The organism is Halorubrum sp. CSM-61 (assembly GCF_003781945.1).
Taxonomy (GTDB): Archaea; Halobacteriota; Halobacteria; order Halobacteriales; family Haloferacaceae; genus Halorubrum.
The window spans coordinates 19,656-35,207 of sequence record NZ_RJJW01000011.1; the positions used below are offsets into that span (position 1 = coordinate 19,656).

The 15,552-nt window shown below is 67.7% G+C and carries 17 protein-coding genes, 1 tRNA gene and 1 other RNA gene; 12 read left to right on the plus strand and 7 right to left on the minus strand.

Features of this window, described 5'->3' with window-relative positions; all coding sequences use genetic code 11:
• Nucleotides 1–44: 44 nt before the first annotated feature.
• Entirely contained in the window at nucleotides 45–626 is a 582-nt protein-coding gene (locus EDM04_RS16230; protein ID WP_123623979.1) for a hypothetical protein, read from the minus strand.
• Between the two features lie 94 nt (nucleotides 627–720).
• Nucleotides 721–915 carry a methytransferase partner Trm112 gene (locus EDM04_RS16235; RefSeq protein WP_164471153.1) on the minus strand — a complete coding sequence of 65 codons (195 nt, stop codon included), beginning with the start codon at nucleotides 913–915 and terminating at the stop codon, nucleotides 721–723.
• A gap of 131 nt (nucleotides 916–1,046) precedes the next feature.
• On the opposite strand from EDM04_RS16235, the gene EDM04_RS16240 reads away from it, so the two are divergent.
• The 7 genes from EDM04_RS16240 (at nucleotide 1,047) to EDM04_RS16275 (ending at nucleotide 6,796) form a co-directional block, all read left to right on the plus strand.
• Nucleotides 1,047–1,325 carry a ribonuclease P protein component 4 gene (locus tag EDM04_RS16240; RefSeq protein WP_123623981.1) on the plus strand — a complete coding sequence of 93 codons (279 nt, stop codon included), beginning with the start codon at nucleotides 1,047–1,049 and terminating at the stop codon, nucleotides 1,323–1,325.
• 76 nt (nucleotides 1,326–1,401) lie between these two features.
• Nucleotides 1,402–2,391: a class I SAM-dependent methyltransferase family protein gene (locus EDM04_RS16245; protein WP_123623983.1), complete on the plus strand. Its 990-nt coding sequence runs from the start codon at nucleotides 1,402–1,404 to the stop codon at nucleotides 2,389–2,391.
• A 561-nt stretch (nucleotides 2,392–2,952) separates the two neighbouring features.
• A tRNA-Thr gene (locus tag EDM04_RS16250) sits at nucleotides 2,953–3,025 on the plus strand.
• 162 nt (nucleotides 3,026–3,187) lie between these two features.
• Nucleotides 3,188–3,463, plus strand: a complete 276-nt coding sequence (locus EDM04_RS16255) for a diadenylate cyclase (RefSeq protein WP_241154948.1) — start codon at nucleotides 3,188–3,190, stop codon at nucleotides 3,461–3,463.
• A 113-nt stretch (nucleotides 3,464–3,576) separates the two neighbouring features.
• Nucleotides 3,577–4,008, plus strand: a complete 432-nt coding sequence (locus EDM04_RS16260) for a pyridoxamine 5'-phosphate oxidase family protein (RefSeq protein WP_123623987.1) — start codon at nucleotides 3,577–3,579, stop codon at nucleotides 4,006–4,008.
• A gap of 290 nt (nucleotides 4,009–4,298) precedes the next feature.
• Nucleotides 4,299–4,838 carry a phosphoribosyltransferase gene (locus tag EDM04_RS16265; protein ID WP_123623989.1) on the plus strand — a complete coding sequence of 180 codons (540 nt, stop codon included), beginning with the start codon at nucleotides 4,299–4,301 and terminating at the stop codon, nucleotides 4,836–4,838.
• Nucleotides 4,839–5,710: 872 nt separating this feature from the next.
• Complete coding sequence (locus EDM04_RS16275) at nucleotides 5,711–6,796, plus strand: Gfo/Idh/MocA family protein (RefSeq protein WP_123623991.1); 1,086 nt, start codon at nucleotides 5,711–5,713, stop codon at nucleotides 6,794–6,796.
• A gap of 13 nt (nucleotides 6,797–6,809) precedes the next feature.
• On the opposite strand, the gene EDM04_RS16280 is transcribed toward EDM04_RS16275, so the two are convergent.
• Nucleotides 6,810–7,568, minus strand: coding sequence for a sugar phosphate isomerase/epimerase (locus EDM04_RS16280; RefSeq protein ID WP_123623993.1), 759 nt, complete (start codon nucleotides 7,566–7,568; stop codon nucleotides 6,810–6,812).
• A gap of 394 nt (nucleotides 7,569–7,962) precedes the next feature.
• Between EDM04_RS16280 and EDM04_RS16285 the strand changes: the two genes are divergently transcribed.
• Nucleotides 7,963–8,094 (plus strand): rubrerythrin-like domain-containing protein, encoded by a 132-nt coding sequence (locus EDM04_RS16285; protein ID WP_123623995.1) that lies wholly within the window; start codon nucleotides 7,963–7,965, stop codon nucleotides 8,092–8,094.
• A gap of 13 nt (nucleotides 8,095–8,107) precedes the next feature.
• Here the strand turns inward: EDM04_RS16285 and EDM04_RS16290 are convergent, their stop codons facing one another.
• From EDM04_RS16290 to proS, 3 genes are all read right to left on the minus strand, one after another.
• Nucleotides 8,108–9,316: a hypothetical protein gene (locus EDM04_RS16290; RefSeq protein WP_123623996.1), complete on the minus strand. Its 1,209-nt coding sequence runs from the start codon at nucleotides 9,314–9,316 to the stop codon at nucleotides 8,108–8,110.
• A 161-nt stretch (nucleotides 9,317–9,477) separates the two neighbouring features.
• Entirely contained in the window at nucleotides 9,478–10,596 is a 1,119-nt protein-coding gene (locus tag EDM04_RS16295; protein WP_123623998.1) for a hypothetical protein, read from the minus strand.
• 105 nt (nucleotides 10,597–10,701) lie between these two features.
• Nucleotides 10,702–12,177, minus strand: coding sequence for a proline--tRNA ligase (gene proS, locus EDM04_RS16300; RefSeq protein WP_123624000.1), 1,476 nt, complete (start codon nucleotides 12,175–12,177; stop codon nucleotides 10,702–10,704).
• Nucleotides 12,178–12,337: 160 nt separating this feature from the next.
• Here proS and EDM04_RS16305 point away from each other — a divergent pair, with 160 nt between their 5' ends.
• Nucleotides 12,338–12,940: a CoA pyrophosphatase gene (locus EDM04_RS16305; RefSeq protein WP_123624002.1), complete on the plus strand. Its 603-nt coding sequence runs from the start codon at nucleotides 12,338–12,340 to the stop codon at nucleotides 12,938–12,940.
• 85 nt (nucleotides 12,941–13,025) lie between these two features.
• Nucleotides 13,026–14,051 (plus strand): aldo/keto reductase, encoded by a 1,026-nt coding sequence (locus tag EDM04_RS16310; RefSeq protein WP_123624004.1) that lies wholly within the window; start codon nucleotides 13,026–13,028, stop codon nucleotides 14,049–14,051.
• Nucleotides 14,052–14,092: 41 nt separating this feature from the next.
• Here EDM04_RS16310 and EDM04_RS16315 read toward each other — a convergent pair whose 3' ends face one another.
• A complete protein-coding gene (locus tag EDM04_RS16315; RefSeq protein WP_123624006.1) occupies nucleotides 14,093–14,551 on the minus strand; it encodes a hypothetical protein in 459 nt (152 codons plus the stop codon).
• Between the two features lie 115 nt (nucleotides 14,552–14,666).
• Here EDM04_RS16315 and EDM04_RS16320 point away from each other — a divergent pair, with 115 nt between their 5' ends.
• Nucleotides 14,667–15,080, plus strand: coding sequence for a hypothetical protein (locus EDM04_RS16320; RefSeq protein WP_123624008.1), 414 nt, complete (start codon nucleotides 14,667–14,669; stop codon nucleotides 15,078–15,080).
• A 114-nt stretch (nucleotides 15,081–15,194) separates the two neighbouring features.
• Nucleotides 15,195–15,506: signal recognition particle sRNA (gene ffs, locus EDM04_RS16325), an RNA gene on the plus strand.
• Nucleotides 15,507–15,552 lie beyond the last annotated feature (46 nt).

The following is a 15,552-nucleotide window of genomic DNA, read 5'->3' on the forward strand; positions in this document are numbered from 1 at the left end:
GGGGGCGACGTCGGCGGGGAGTGAGACGCCGATGCTCGATCCCCTCACCACGCCGCCAGAATCGCCGCCCCGAGCGACACAGTCAAGACGACGACGACGGCGGCCGTGACGACGGCGCTGTCGAGCGCGAGCGCGAGGGCGACCCCGGCGGCGAGCGCGAGGAACGCGGCGATCGCCCCGGGGACGCCGCCCCGCTCGATCAGCCGCTCGACCGCGTTCGCCGCGCGCTGAGACGGCGGGACCTCCGGCGGGCGCTCCGGCGGCTTCGCGAACGCCTCGTCGACCGCGACCTCCTCGGAGACGGCGTCCTCGGGCGGCTCGATCCGGACGTCGACGTACCGGGTCTCGGAGCCGTAGCCGGTGACGATCTTCAGCTTCCCGCGGACCGGCTCCGTCACGTCGCCGACGGAGACGTGGACGTGTCTCGTGGCCTCGTCGTCGACGAAGTGGTTCGTCTCGTCGACCGAGACGACCCGGTCGAGGTCGTCGTCGAAGTGCAGGTGGACGTGCGTGGAACGGCCCTCGTTCTCGAGCGCGACGGCGAACGGACCCGTGGTCTCGAACCGAGCGGGCGCCCCGATCGAGTGGACCGCGTCCCCGTTCAGTTCGACGGAGAGTGTCGACACGTTCGGGTCGACGTACTCACACTAAAAAAAGATGCAGTACGGAACGGGGTGCGTTCCGCGCGGGACGAAGTGGTGAGAGAGGAGAGCGCGCGTCCTACGCCGCCGCCTCCTCGCGCATGTCCGGCGGGAGGAGATTCGGGATGCCGTCCTCGATCGGGTAGGTCTCGCCGCACTCGGTGCAGGTGAGCGTCCCCGCGAGGATCTCTTCGTCGTCTCGCTCGTCGACGTCGAGGTCCAGGTCGGCCTTGTCGAGCGGGCAGCAGACGACGTCCATCAGGGATTCCTTCATGCCGCGTCGTTCGCGCGGACCGATAAAAAAGCGTGCGGGTTGGCGGGCGCGGCGGGACGGGGACTTCCGGACCGTCCAGCGGTTCACGCTCGATGGCAACGACTTTGCCGATTCGTCACGCCCGACGAGGTATGGGGATCCCGTCGGAACGGATCGACCGGCTGTTCGCGCTCGCCCGCGAGGCCGTCGTCGACGACGAGTACGACCGCGCGCGGGAGTACGTCGCGCTCGCTCGTCGGATCGCGGAGCGGAACCGCTGCGGCGTCCCCGCCGAGTTCTCGCGGAAGACCTGCGGCGACTGCGGCGTCTACCTCCGCCCGGGGAAGACGAGCCGCGTCCGGCTCCGACCCGGACGAGTGGTCGTGCGGTGTCGCGAGTGCGGGTCGACCGCGCGGTACCCCTTCGAGTGACCGACCGCGGCCCTCCCCCACTGCAACGGACCGCGAAAGCGTCAGCGTTTATGGCTCGCCCCGCCTCCTCGCGACAATGAGCGTCCCCTGCGTCGCGGTCGAGCGCGAGCGCGGCGAGGCCGTCCGCGAGCGGCTCGCCGACGCCGACGCCCTCGACGGCGACCACGAGATCTCGGTCGACGGCGACACGATCTACATTCCCGTCGTTGACCCCGAGGCGGTCCCCGGTGACCTCGCGGCGACGATCGTCGAGCGCGACGCCGACGAGCGCGACCGACCGCGGACCCCGGCCGCGATCCTCGGCTACGAGCCCTCGCTGGAGCGGCTCGGCGACATCGTCATCGTCGACGAGGACGACGACGAGCGCGCCCGCGAGATCGCCGACGCCGTGATGGCCTCCGACGTGCCCTGCGAGACGGTGCTCAACCGGGCCTCGCCGATCGAGGGCGAGCTTCGCGTCCGCCGCTGGGACGTGCTGGCGGGGACCGGCACCGAGACGGTCCACCGCGAGTACGGCCACGAGTTCCTGCTTGACGTGGCCGAGGTGTACTTCTCCCCGCGGCTCGCCACCGAGCGTCACCGCGTGATCGAGCAGGCCGACGCGGGCGAGACCGCGATCGACATGTTCGCCGGCGTCGGCCCCTACGCGGTCCCGATGGCGACCCGTGGCGCCGACGTCGTCGCCTGCGATCTCAACGACCGCGCGATCGAGTACCTCCGGGAGAACGCCGAGCGCAACGGCGTCGCCGACCGCGTGACCGCGATCGCCGGCGACGCGCGGGAGATCGCCGACGAGCACGCCGACACCGCCGACCGGCTCGTGATGAACCTCCCGCACTCCGCGGGCGAGTTCCTCGACACGGCCGTTCGGCTGGCGGGCGACGACTGCGTCGTTCACTACTACGACATCCAACACGAGGACGACCCGTTCGGTCCGGGAACGCGGGCGATCCGCGAGGCCGCAGGCGACGCGTACGACGCGACCGTCGAGACCGAGCGCGTCGTCCGGTCGTACGCGCCACACGAGTACAACGTCTGTCTGGACGTTCGACTCACGCGGGCGTGAGATACGGTTTCTAGCGGTGAATGCGCTCCTCGGCGGGAGATAACCACAGCGTGACCGCCGTCCCGCCCGGAACGTCGACGGGTCGGGACGGCTGCGGGCCCGTCACATGACAAGAGTCCACGGCCGCGAGGCGGTCGGGGCCAGAGGCGATTTCGCGCTTGGCACGTCGGAGACGTGAGCTACACGCGGACCGTATCGGATCGCTTTCAGGGGTGACTGCCGCGCCGGGTCGCGGTGGGGGTCGCGACCGACGAGACGAGCGACGCCCGGTACGGGCTCCGACCGGGCAGGCACCGTCGGGGGAGTCGATCCCCGCCGTCGCGGCACGCGATCGGTGCGATCACGTCTCAATCGAAGTTCGAACACGTATATATGCTTTTTCCTTATATACTTGTGACGATCGGTGAGAACCTGCACTGATTCAGACGATATTATTCATATTTCGAAACAGACGTGAATAGCTTCGTCGCCGAGATCGAGAAACGGAGGCGACCGATGTCGCGTGATCTCGCGGACCGTTTCGGAACCCTTATTTTTCCGTTCGGAAATGGTAATACGCGTGCCGGGGTAGCTCAGCTGGCAGAGCGATTCCTTCGTAAGGAATAGGTCGAGGGTTCAAATCCCTCCTCCGGCTTACACTGTTTCCTTTACAATCCCGTAGTGGAACGGTTCCTGGATGTTCGGGAACTGACCGTCATCGTCTCCGATCCCTCGGTCGTCGGAACTATCGTCCCACCGACCGCCGACAGCGTGTTCGCGGCGAAGTACCCTCGCCCTCGACCGCGACGGGGCCGTCGTGGTCACGGCCGATGGCACCATCCACGAGCAGATGGTACGACTCAAAGATCTCCCCGAAGAGAAGCGCTGTTTCGCAGACGGAAGCAGAAAGATCACATACGGCGACTGGATGGGAGCCCGCCACATGAGCGCCCTGGAAACGTCCCTCCGAGAAGAGGTCGTGACGACAATCACCCTCAGTGGAGAAACGGGCCGTGTGACCCGCTTCCACAACGGTGAGTACACGACCTCCCCGCGAGAAGAGTTAGGTGCGGAGTGGCGGGGAAGGAACTAAGCGACCAACCCACGGTGTGCGGTTGATCCATATCGGGGCCGAAGCGGGTCAACGCTCCAGCCGAAGCTCACGGCCGAGGTGTCTATTTGACTATCCCTCACGTACAGCTCCCTATGGAGCACGTCGAATACGTATACACTAGCGGAATGACCGAGTCCGATATTGATGACCGCCTTCGAGCAGGCGAACACGGTGTCCTCGGATTGGCGGCGGACAACGAAGCGTACGCGATTCCACTGAGCTATCACTACGACGGCGACCGGTTCCTTCTTCGAGTGAGCGAGCACGACGACGATAGCGAGAAGGGCAGATTCCTCAAGACGACCGAGACCGCCACGTTCGTGTGTTACGAGGCGTCAACGGACGAGTCGTGGAGTGTCCACGTTCGAGGACCGATCCAGAGATGGAAAGGTAACGTCGATGAGACCACACTCAATGAGTGGTTTCAGCCGTTTCGACTGTTCGACGAAGCGGTCGAGGGCGTGGGATTCTCCCTCTATGAGCTTGGGATGGAGGCCGTCGTCGGTCGGGAAACAGCCGAGTAGCCAGCTCACCAGACGTCGATGAGAGGCGCTTTGCTACCCCAAGCCAGCAACCTCGAACCAGTCGCTACCAGAGACGTAGTATGTATAGTATGGGAGATGCCCTGAACAAGCAAGTCGACAAAGACTTCCATGGAGTTGTCGAGTCGGACGTCCAAGCGACGTTGTAGGAGAAACTCGAACTCGGCGTACTCCTCCTGATGACATACGATCGCAGGCAGTCCGGACCGTCGAATAGTTGACTTAGCTGCCCAGCCAAGGAATTCACTGGGAACGCCCCGAACACAGAGACTATGTTTAAAAATCGATCCGAGGCCGGCCAGCAGCTCGCTGATATTCTCGACGATCACGATACCGAGGCAGACATTGTGCTGGCGATCCCTCGCGGAGGACTCCCGATTGGGCGGATCGTTGCGGATAGCCTTGACGTCCCGTTCGATATCGTGTCTGCTCGAAAAATCGGAGCGCCGCAGAATTCGGAACTCGCCGTTGGTGCCGTCGCTAGTGACGGGACGGTGTGGCTGAATGAATCGCTGATCGACGAGCTGGAGCTCGAGGACACGTACCTGGAAGACCAGATCGAACACCAGCGCCAAGCCGCCCTCGACAAGATAAAGCGATACCGTGGAGATCGACCGCCAGTAGAGTACAGCGGAAAAACGGTACTTATCGTCGACGACGGTGTTGCAACGGGCGCGACAACCATCGCATGCATTAGACAGATCAAGAACGCAGGTGCCGAGCGCGTGATTCTCGCCATCCCGGTCGCCCCCCCGGATACGATTGAAAAACTCCAGTCAGAAGCTGATGAATTGACATCCTCTCCGCCCTGAAGGGCGAAGATTCCCACGGCCCCGAACCGCTGGTTTGGGGTGTTTACGGTTTGTAGCTGTCCCGGTGACCGCCACTGGCTGTGCCAATCAGCCGGTACTCCTATCCCGGTATGGGATTCAGAGGTACTTCTTACTGTACCCGAACACTACAACAGAAAGGGTGCTTTCTGTGTGTGGTCGGGAATCCCGATATTGTCCGATTAAGTGGGCGGATAGACCGCCTCGGATAACTATTAATACAACGATCACTCAGTTAAAACACCCGACCAGAAGTTCGTGGTTGCTGGAGAGAATTGTCGGATTCATCCCCGCGCTGAAGCGCGAGGCTTTCTCCTTGATTCTCCGTAATCTGTGTCGAATCCCCACCGCACTTTAGAGCGGTGGGCCAGTTCTACGAGTCGTTCGAGCAGGTTTCCGATGACCGAGCGAAATCCTATCTCGACAGCACCGAAGGGCGTTAATGGTGACGCTCAATTTGCGAACTTTTGGGGGTACCTACCGAAGTCGAGATCCCCTTCGGAGATCGTAGCACCGTCTCACGCCCGCATGGCTACTGGACAGGAACACTTCGGGTGATCATTCGTCTTGAGCGGTACTCGATCTCGCGGCCCGCTGAGGAAGTACACGGATAGGACGTTCGGGAACCGACCCGCTTTCGTCGTTATTTTGGAATTAATGCAGTATAGCGGGGCTGAAAGCACGGTTCAGGGGATTTATAAGAGAAGATATAGGAATATTCGAGCTTATTTTCACGTAGTAAAGAATATAAGTAAAGACAAAGTTACCCCTGGTATGAAGTTCGTAACCGAACCGAAGACGAGGGGTAACGAGTGCTTTACTCACGCGATCGACGCCGTTCGAGGGGATAACCGATGACGCTCCCCGAACTCGACGTCGCGTTCATCGGGACTGGGGCGAACCCCGACGAGCCGTCGGTCGAAGGGTTTGCGATGGCGTACCAGCACGCCGCGGCCTACGGCAAGCTGGATCACTGCAACCTGGTCGGCTGTGCGGACATCGTCCGCGAGAACGCCGAGGCGTTCGCCGAGGAGTACGGCATCGACGACGACGGCGTCTTCGAGGACTACGAGGCGATGCTGGCGGCGGTCGAGCCCGACATCGTGAGCATCTGCACGCCGCCGGCCACGCACTCAGACCTCGTCGTCGGCGCCGCCGAAAGCGGCGTCGTCGACGCGATCCACTGCGAGAAGCCCATGGCGCTGACGTGGGGCGGCGCGAAGCGCATGGCCCGCGTCTGCGAGGAGGAAGGCGTCCAGCTGACCTTCAACCACATGCGCCGCTTCGGCGAGCCGTTCCGGGTCGCGAAGCGCAAGCTCGACGAGGGCGCCATCGGCGAGCTCCGCCGCATCGAGTACAGCTGGGGCAACTTCTACGACAACGGGACGCACGCGGTCGACATGTGCAACTACTTCAACGGCGAGCAGTCCGCGGAGTGGGTCATCGGCCAGCTGGACTACACGGAGGAGGACGTCCGCTTCGGCACGCACAACGAGAACCAGGTGCTGGCCTGCTGGGAGTACGAGAACGGCGTCTACGGCATGGCCGCGACGGGGCCGGCCGAGGCGGTCACCGACGCCGACTGGCGGCTCTCGGGCACCGACGGGTACATGGACGTGCACCTGACGGACAAGCTGGCCGTGGAGGTGTACAGCACGGACCCCGACGACTGCGAGAAACTCGCCTTCGAGGAGATGGCGACGGGCGAGGAGACCTGTATCGACCTCGCCATCGCCGACGTCGCGCGGGCGGCCGCGACGGGTCAGCCCACGGAGCTCGCCGCGGAGAACGCGCTCAACGCCACCGAGATCATCTTCGCCGGCTACGAGTCCGCGCGCCGGCGCGGTCGCGTCGACCTCCCGCTGGAGATCGAGGACAACCCCCTCGAGTCGATGGTCGACGACGGCCAGCTCTCCCCGACCGCTCCCGTCGGGGAGTAGTCTCGCCCGCCCGTCACTCCGCTGCGTCGCGGACGGCCGCGACCGTCTGCTCGACGGCTGGCGTCGGATTCTCGGCGTCGGCCTCGTATTCGATCACGAGCGGCTGGTCGAACGCCGTCTCCGTCTCGAGGAGGTCCAGAAGCTCCGACACGTCGAGCCGACCGGTTCCCGGGACGACCTCGTTCCCCTCGTCGTCGAAGTCCTTGAGGTGTAACGCCAGTACCCGGTCGCCGAGGCGCCGGATCACGTCGGCGGGCGCCTCTCCCGACCGGAAGAAGTGACCGGTGTCGACGCAGGCACCGAGACGCGGGGAGTCCGCCGACTCGAGCACTCTCGTTACCTCTTCGACCCGCGAGTACGTCGCACCGGGCCCGTGGTTGTGGATCGCCAAGTCCAGATCGAACTCGTCGGCGACCGAGAGGAGCCGGTCCCGGAGCCCATCGTCGTTCGGCGGGAACTCCAGCGAGCAGTACTCTCCACCCAGCCGATCGACCAGTTCGAAGGTCGCTCGGATCCGTTCCTCGTCGTCGTCCTCGAAGGGGACGACGCCGTAGCCACAGACCTCGATACCGCTGTCGGCGAGCCGGTCGCGAACGCGCTCGACCACCTCGGCGGCGGCGTCGGGTGCGACGTGCACGTCGCACAGTTCGATGGCGGAGACGCCCGTGCCCGAGAGCTCCGAGCAGATCTCGGAGACGTCGAACTCGCGGTACGTGAAGCTCTGGACGCCGATCTCGTACTGTCCGTCGGATCCGTCAGGTGCGGAACTCATTCGACCCCTCCGTGCCGGGACGGAACGTGCCGTGTGACGTGACCGTGTGTGCCTCTCATCGCTTCTACGAGCCGACGGCGATGGTTAGTTAGGAGCGCCTTACCGGCGGAGTCGGTGGCACCGGCGGCACGAGCCCCAGCGAGTTCCGGCGGCGCCGCCCGTAACCCTCTCGCGGCGGCCCGTCGCGTCGACCGCGAGTCAGGCTGGGCGGACCGTGACCCGTCGGCCGAGTCGCTGCCGCAATCACTTCCCGAGCACGCAGAAGCGGCGCGTCGGAGGCGGCGGCTGCGTCGCCTCTCGTGATCGTTCGTCCGGCCGATCGCGAGTGGAGTACCGTATTCTATAAAGAATAATAGGGGCGAGGCTATGTCATTCGGTACCAAATGACCTTCATATGCGACCAGAAACAGAGATCGGCGGACGAGAACTGTACGAATGTTTCGAGTGCGGTGCGCGCACCGAGACGGGCGGCACCTGCGAGTGCGGCGGCGAGCTTCAACACCTCGGGCGGTCGCGAGACCTGTAGCGGCGGCGGGGGCTCATTTCCCGTCGCCGTTGCCGCCCTCGTCCGCACCGCCGCTGTCGTCGTCCCCCCCATCTTCGCCTCCCGTCGCGTCGTAGTCCGGCAGCGAGAGGACGTTCTCGCGGCCGAGCCGGAACCCGTCGAGGTCGCCCTCGTCGCGGAGCCCCGTCACGACCTGACTCGTCTTGGCGGCGGTCCAGTCGAGCTCCTCGGCGACCCGCTTCTGTTTCACCCGCCCGCCGTTGGCCTCGACGAGCCGGAGCACCTGCTCCTCGTTGCTCAACAGGTCGGCGTCGATCGGCGGGGCCGACTCGGAACCGCCGTCGTCGTGAGCGTCATCCCCGCCGTCGGCGTCGCCTCCCGTCTCGTCCTCACCGCTCTCGGATTCCTCGCCGGGACCGTCCGGTCCGTCGTCGGTGTCGCCCGCGTCGGCCGCCGACTCGCCCGAGCCGGTCGCGACCGGCCCCCCCGACGACTGGCCGGAACGCGAACTCCCCCACGGGCGACGCCGGTAGCCGACCGCGGCGACGAACGCCACGAGCAGCCCGACCGCGACGGCCAAGATCGGCCCGGCGGAGCGTCCCTCGGGCTCGATCGTCACTCGGGGCTGGCCCTCCGTGAAGTCGGCCGGGCCCCGCCAGACGACCGCGCTCTCGCGGGTTTCGGTCGGTGAGGGCGACGCGTCGCCGAGCCGGTAGCCGTCCTCCCACGAGACGATGAGCGACGAGGCCTCGTCGAGGAACAGCGCGTCGATCGCGTCCCCGACCACGAGCCGGTCGTCCTCGACGGCCGCGAAGTTGCTCCACTCGAACCGGTAGGTGATGACGCCGTACGACTGCGGGAGCTCGCGCCGCTCGGCCGTCACCGAGACGTTCGTGACGTTCATCTCGCGGCCCGTCGCGTTCTCGGCGACGGCGGCCGTCGCGCGCATGCGCTCGCCGAACCGGCCCGTGTAGGCGTCCGGGTCCGACTCCACGTCCGCGCGGAGGTCCTCGAAGGCCTGCTCCTCGTCGTCGTTCGCGAGCCGGACCCGGTACTGCGTCTCCCAGACCGCGTCGCCGTCGGGTTCCACGGAGACCTCGATCAGGACGTCGTCCGGGTCGACGTCCATCTGAGCGAAGCCGCCGGCCGGGAGGCCGGCGCCGCTCTGTGCGGCCCCGCCCGACGCGAGGCCGGCGCTGGCGACGACCGCGACGGCGACCAGAAGGAGCACCGTTCGCTGCACGGACGGACAGTTACGAGGCTCGGATAAATCGCTTCCCATCTCACGAGTGAGGACGGACCGCGATCGGAGCGGACGTCGTCCGCACGTGTCGACCGTTCCGGACGTGCGCACCGGTCCGGACGCTTGCAAGCGTTCCACGTCGCGGGCGGGTTAACCACGTCTTATCCATCGATATCGACGACGACTCCCCGAACGAAGTCGGCTCCGTCGGCCACCGGTCCCGCGACGCGCTCCGCGACCGCGCCGACCGCGTTCGCGGTGTCGGCGCCGACGCCGTTCCCGTTGTCGTTGTCGGCGTCGGCTCCGCTCCCGTTGTCGGCGCCCGGTCGGTCGTCGCCGTCGCTGCCGTCGCCAGACGGCGACGGGTCGTCGCGCGGGGACGTCGCGTTCCCCTCGTCGGCCCCGGTCCCTCGATCGGCGCCGCCGCTCGCGTTCATACCGGTTCCCCCGTCGTCGACCGAGTTTCCGACCGCGTTCGTCGCGTTGTCGCCGGCGTCCGTTTCGTTACCGCGGTCCGGCCGGCCGTCGCCGGCACCGGGACCGTCACCCGCTCCGGGGCCGTCACTCGCTCCCGGCCCGTCCCCGGCGTCCGATCCGTTTCCGCGTTCGGGGCCCCCGCCGGCGCCGACGCCCTCCGGCGGACCGCGCCGCTCGGACGCCAGCGGGCCGCCCACGTCGTCGCCGGCGACGCCGCGAGCGATGGCCGCGACCTCGGGGCCGCTGGCCTCGCTCGCGCGGTCGCGGAGCCCGGTGAGCCGCTCGTCGTCGAGCCCGCGGTTCGCCCTCGCCTCCGCCGGGAGCTCGCGAGCGACGTCGGCGCTCCGGTTGGCCTCGCGTTTGACCGCCTCGGCCCGGGCGCTCGTCTCCGCCATGCGAGCGGCGAACGCGCCCTGCGTCAGCTCGCCGGCGTCGCGGCGCTCGCGGAGCTCCCGCTGGCGCCCTTCGATCGCGGCCAGCCGCTCCTCGGTCCCGTTCAGCCGCTCGGCGACTAGGTCGGCCCGCTCCTCGGGCGTCTCGGTGCGGTTGAGCGCGACCTCGAACGACCGCGACTCGACCTCGCCGGAGATCTCGGCGCGCTGGACCCCGATCACGCCCGAGAGGCGTTCGCCGGGGCTGATGTCGGTTCCGTCACTCGTCTCCGTCTCGTTGCCCTCGCCCGTCTCGTTCGCCGCCACCGGGTCGTCCTGCGCGACGGCCGTCCCGACGGGGCCGGCCGCTGCGATCCCGGCGACGCCGACCAGCACGACCGCGACGGCGATGAGCGCGATCCCTCGTCTCATTACCTGCCGGTACGCGACGTATCCCTATATATACCGATCTCCGTTAAGCCGGATCAAGCCGGATTAAACGCGGGACCGCAGCGGGGTGAATTCGAAGCGAACGACTCAGTACGACTTCGCGAAGTACGCCGTCCGCTCGGCGTCGTCGTCGCAGATCGCGCAGGTCTCGTCGCCGTCCCCGCCGGCGAGAGGGTCCTCGTCGTCGAACGGGACCATCACGATCTCGGCGGCCATCGGCTCCTTGATCGGCTCCTCGCAGTCCTCGTCGCCGCACCACGGGGCCTTCACGTAGCCGCCGTGCTGGCCGAGCGTGCCGAGGATGTCGGCGCGGTCGTCGGCCTCGCGGACCTCGCCGTCGAGGGTCTCCTCGGCGGCGGCGTACAGCTTCGCGTACACCTCGTCGAAGTGGTCGCGGACCGTCTCGACGACCCCGTCCCGGTCCTCGACGACGCTCTCGCCGTCGGGTCGGTGGACGAGGGTGAGCTCGTCGTCCTCGACCTCGTGGGGGCCGATCTCGATCCGGAGCGGGACGCCGTTGAGCTCGTGTTCGTTGAACTTGAACCCGGGGTTGCGCCCGTCGCGGTCGTCGAGCTCGACGCGGATCCCCGCGTCGTCGAGGTCGTCGGCGACGCCCTCGGCGTACTCCAACACGTCGTCTTTCGTGTCCTCCTGCCAGATCGGGACGACGACGACCTGCTCGGGGGCGACGCCGGGCGGGAGCACGAGCCCCTGCTCGTCGGAGTGGGTCATGATCAGCGCGCCGAGCGCGCGCCACGAGAGCCCCCACGAGGTGGTGTGCGCGAGCCGCTCCTCCTCGTCCTCGTCGGAGAAGGTGATGTCGAACGCCTCCGCGAACGACTGCCCGAGGTGGTGGGAGGTGCCCGCCTGCACCGACTTGCCGTCCGGCATCAGCGCCTCGACGGTCGTGGTCGTCTCCGCGCCGGGGAACGTGTCGTGGTCGGGCTTTTGCCCCTTCAGCACGGGCATCGCCAGCAGGTCCTCGTAGACGGAGGCGTACTGGTCGAGCCGCGTCATCGTCTCGTCCCACGCGTCCTCCGCGGTGGCGTGGGCGGTGTGGCCCTCCTGCCAGAGGAACTCCTTCGTGCGGAAGAACGGCTTCGTCTCGGTCGCCTCCCAGCGCACGACCGAGCACCACTGGTTCACGCGCAGCGGGAGGTCGCGGTGGCTCCGGACCCACTGGCTGATGTACGGCGTGATGATCGACTCGGAGGTGGGCCGGACCGCGAGCCGCTCTTCGAGCTCCTCGTTGCCCGCCTCGGTCACCCACGCGACCTCGGGATCGAACCCCTCGACGATGTCCTTCTCGCGTTCGAGGTACGACTCGGGGATGAAGAGGGGGAAGTAGGCGTTCTGGACGCCGGTGTCCTTGAACTTCGCGTCGAGGAACCCCTGCAGTCGCTCCCACACCGCGTACGCGCGGGGGCGGGTGACGATGAACCCGCTCATCCCCTCGGGGCCGTAGTCCGCCAGCCCCGCCTTCTGTACGACCTCGGCGTACCACTCGCCGGTGTTGTGTGACTTGGACTCGGTGATACCGAGCTCCTGGTCGTCGTCGCTCATTGTCCAGTGAAGGGTGGGTCGCGGGCTTAAAACGTCCGAAGCCGTGCGGCCGCGTCGCGATCTCGACGCCGCCTCCCCGGCTCGTCGGCCGGCCGCCGGGTCGTTTCAGCCCGCCGGAACGCGGAGAAACGTTAACCCGATCCGGGCGCCTACCCCTGGTATGGACCTGACGGGGCTGCACCGGCACACGCCCAAGGAGGTGACCCGGGCGCGCCGCGAGGCCGCCGTGTTGGCGCCCGTCATCGAGCGGAGCGGCGAGGCCTACCTGCTGTTCACCAAGCGCGCGGCCCACCTCGGGAGACACCCCGGGCAGATGAGCTTCCCCGGCGGCGGCCGCGAGCCGATCGACCGCACCCTGACCGACACCGCGCTCCGCGAGGCTCACGAGGAGGTCGGCATGCGGCCCGACGAGGTCGACGTCGTCGGCCGGCTCGACGACACGCGGACCTCCTCCGCCTACCGGATCCGCCCGTTCGTCGGCGTCGCGCCCGACCGGGAGTACATCCCCGACGAGTCGGAGGTCGCGGAGGTCGCGGTGCTCCCCGTCAGCGGGCTGACCGACCCCGCGAACTACGAGACGGAGCGGCGCGTCGGCCACCCGGAGTACGGCGACCACCGCGTCCACTTCTTCCACGTCGACGGCTACACCGTCTGGGGCGCGACCGGCGGGATGGTCGTGCAGCTCTTGGAGCGAACGACCGACTGGCGCGCGCCCGAGGAGGTCGATCGGGTCGTCGGGGCGGACGCGGAACTACCCATTTGAACGGGCGCCGGCGGAGGCGGAGACCGTCTCCGCGTCTCCGACCGCTGCCGTCACTCTTTATAAATCGGCGTCGAGACGTGCGAACATGGACTACCGACGGCTCGGCAACACGGGACTCAGCGTCTCCGAGCTCTGCTTCGGGACGTGGCGCTTCGGGCGGGAGACGAACGGCGTCGTCGAGACGGGACGGGAGGAGGCCCACGAGCTCCTCGACGCGGCGGCGGATCACGGGATCAACTTCATCGACACCGCGAACGTGTACGGGTCGCCGCACGGGACGAGCGAGAAGTACGTCGGCGAGTGGCTCGCGGAGCGCGACCGCGAGGACTACGTGATCGCCTCGAAGGTGTACTTCCCGTTCGACGGGCGCGGCGAGCCCGGCCCCAACGACTCGGGGCTCGGACGCAAGCACATTCGGGCGCAGGTCGAGGGCACCCTCGACCGGCTCGACACCGACTATCTCGACGTCTACTACATCCACCGCTGGGACGAGGAGACGCCCATCGAGGAGACGATGCGCGTCCTCGACGAGCTCGTCTCGGAGGGGAAGGTCCACTACCTCGGCGCGTCGACGATGGCGGCGTGGCGCCTGACGAAGGCGCTGTGGACCGCCGACGTCAACGACTACGCCGACTTCGACGTGGTCCAGCCGCTCCACCACGCCGGCTACTACGAGGACGTGAGCGAGTACCTCGACGTGTGCGCCGATCAGGACCTGGCGGTCTGTCCGTACTCCCCGCTCGCGGGCGGATTCCTCACCGGGAAGTACGAGCGCGCCGATCCCGACGACCCCGAGGAGGTGATCGCGCCGGACGGCTCGCGCGCGAGCTTCGACGACCGGTTCGAGCGCTTCTACCTCTCCGAGCGCGGCTGGAAGGTGCTCGACGCGGTCCGCGAGGTCGCCGACGAACTCGACGCGACGCCGGCGCAGGTCGCGCTCGCGTGGCTCACCGAGTGGGACGAGTTCACCTGCGTCCCCATCGTCGGCGCGCGCACGACCGACCAGCTGGCCGAGAACGTCGCCGCGACCGACCTCGCGCTCTCCGACGCGCAGTGGGATCGGATCATGGACGCGCGGTACGACCCGGACGGGAACCTCTGGGGTCACTGAGGGGGGCCGGAAGACCGAGCGAGTGGCGACCGCAACGCCCGCTACGCGTCGAAGTCGGGCAGGTCGTCGGGCGCCTCGAAATCGGCCTCCCAGTCGATGTACTCCTCTTTCAGCGTTTCACAGACGATCTGTCCGAGCTCCGTAAGCCCCGCGTTGATCGCGGAGACGGTGCCCCACGAGTCCAACTCCGAGTGGAGGTCGCGCTCCTTCCAGTCCTCGGGGAGCCCGGGCGCGTGGTAGCCCACCCGGTCGGCGAAGTCGTCCCAGAAGAAGTCGAACCGGGAGACCAACTCGAGGTCGACGGCGATCGCCCAGTCCGCCTCGTCCATGTCGGTGGTGTCGGCCCACTCGGAGAACGCGTCCTCCCACGCGCCCTCGTGAAGGAGTGCCTCCAGATCGTCGCGGCGGTACTCGCCGCCGGCGACCTCCGCGTCCTCGTACTCGTTGGGGTCGACGGCGGCGAGTTCGGGCGGCTCCGGCGGGTCGACGTCGAGGCTCATGTGCCCGTCTCCGCGCCGACGGCCCAAAACGCTACGGGAGCGCGGCGGCGGGCGTCGCGCCGACCGCCGATACCGATCCGGACCTTTTACCGCGCTGCCGATCCGACGGGTTCGCATGAACCTCCGCGCCGTCTCGCGTCGGACCGGGATCGCCGCCGGCGTCGTCACCGTCCTCGCGCTCGCCGCGCCGTACGCGGTCCTGTCGGGAGGGACGTACGCGTCACAGCTCGCCGACTACTACGCGTCGGGCGTCGTCGGCGCCGGCGGTATCGCGCTGTTCGCGCTGCTCAGCGCGGTCGTCATCGCCTCCGTCGAGCGCGGCAACCTCGACCCCGGATCCCTCGCCGGCGCCGCGGTCGTGCTCGGCGTCGCGACGACCCTGAGCGCGGCGCTGTGGGCGGCCGCGATCGAGCCGAGCCCGATGTTCCGCGACAACCTCTGGCTGGTGTGGCACCCCCGCGCGGTCGTCGCGATATCCGTTCTCGTTCCGGCGTCCGCCGCTGCGTACGCCCGGCAGCTGCTGGCGTAGCGGCGCATCGGGAACCCGGCGTCCGGTAGGCCGGGATCCGGCGTAGCGGCGGGCCCGGGGCCCGCCCGGCCCTCCGCCGAACGAAAGGCCCTTAAGGTGGTGCCGTCTACTCCGAAGTGGACTAGGTCGGGCGGTTAGGCCCCGCTCGTCACCCGTGAGGTAGTCTTTAGCGGGGACCGAACAGCGGGCGCGTCCGGTCAGACCGGTGCGGGCCCCGAGAGCCAACGTGGAAGCCTCGTCCGCCGGGGACAGCGGTCCGCGGCGCCCGCTCGCAGGAGCGGTCCGTCGCGGTTCGTCGGCGACACTGGGTCAGGCGCGGAAGCGAGCAGCCCACCGCCGGACGCCCGTCGCTCGTCGGGTCGCGGGGTGGAGAAGGCAACCGGGATACCCCGCGCCGGAACGCCGGGCAACCCCGCCTGTCCGTCATTCATAATTCACCACTAGAACCGCATATGCAGACGATTTTTACGTC

Coding starts and splice junctions, on each gene's coding strand:
- EDM04_RS16320 (WP_123624008.1), top strand. CDS start 14,667: ATGAACCTCCGCGCCGTCTCGCGTCGGACCGGGATCGCCGCCGGCGTC.
- EDM04_RS16315 (WP_123624006.1), bottom strand. CDS start 14,551: ATGAGCCTCGACGTCGACCCGCCGGAGCCGCCCGAACTCGCCGCCGTC.
- EDM04_RS16260 (WP_123623987.1), top strand. CDS start 3,577: ATGGAGCACGTCGAATACGTATACACTAGCGGAATGACCGAGTCCGAT.
- EDM04_RS16280 (WP_123623993.1), bottom strand. CDS start 7,568: ATGAGTTCCGCACCTGACGGATCCGACGGACAGTACGAGATCGGCGTC.
- EDM04_RS16245 (WP_123623983.1), top strand. CDS start 1,402: ATGAGCGTCCCCTGCGTCGCGGTCGAGCGCGAGCGCGGCGAGGCCGTC.
- EDM04_RS16305 (WP_123624002.1), top strand. CDS start 12,338: ATGGACCTGACGGGGCTGCACCGGCACACGCCCAAGGAGGTGACCCGG.
- EDM04_RS16285 (WP_123623995.1), top strand. CDS start 7,963: ATGCGACCAGAAACAGAGATCGGCGGACGAGAACTGTACGAATGTTTC.
- EDM04_RS16275 (WP_123623991.1), top strand. CDS start 5,711: ATGACGCTCCCCGAACTCGACGTCGCGTTCATCGGGACTGGGGCGAAC.
- EDM04_RS16235 (WP_164471153.1), bottom strand. CDS start 915: ATGAAGGAATCCCTGATGGACGTCGTCTGCTGCCCGCTCGACAAGGCC.
- EDM04_RS16310 (WP_123624004.1), top strand. CDS start 13,026: ATGGACTACCGACGGCTCGGCAACACGGGACTCAGCGTCTCCGAGCTC.
- EDM04_RS16240 (WP_123623981.1), top strand. CDS start 1,047: ATGGGGATCCCGTCGGAACGGATCGACCGGCTGTTCGCGCTCGCCCGC.
- EDM04_RS16295 (WP_123623998.1), bottom strand. CDS start 10,596: ATGAGACGAGGGATCGCGCTCATCGCCGTCGCGGTCGTGCTGGTCGGC.
- EDM04_RS16265 (WP_123623989.1), top strand. CDS start 4,299: ATGTTTAAAAATCGATCCGAGGCCGGCCAGCAGCTCGCTGATATTCTC.
- proS (WP_123624000.1), bottom strand. CDS start 12,177: ATGAGCGACGACGACCAGGAGCTCGGTATCACCGAGTCCAAGTCACAC.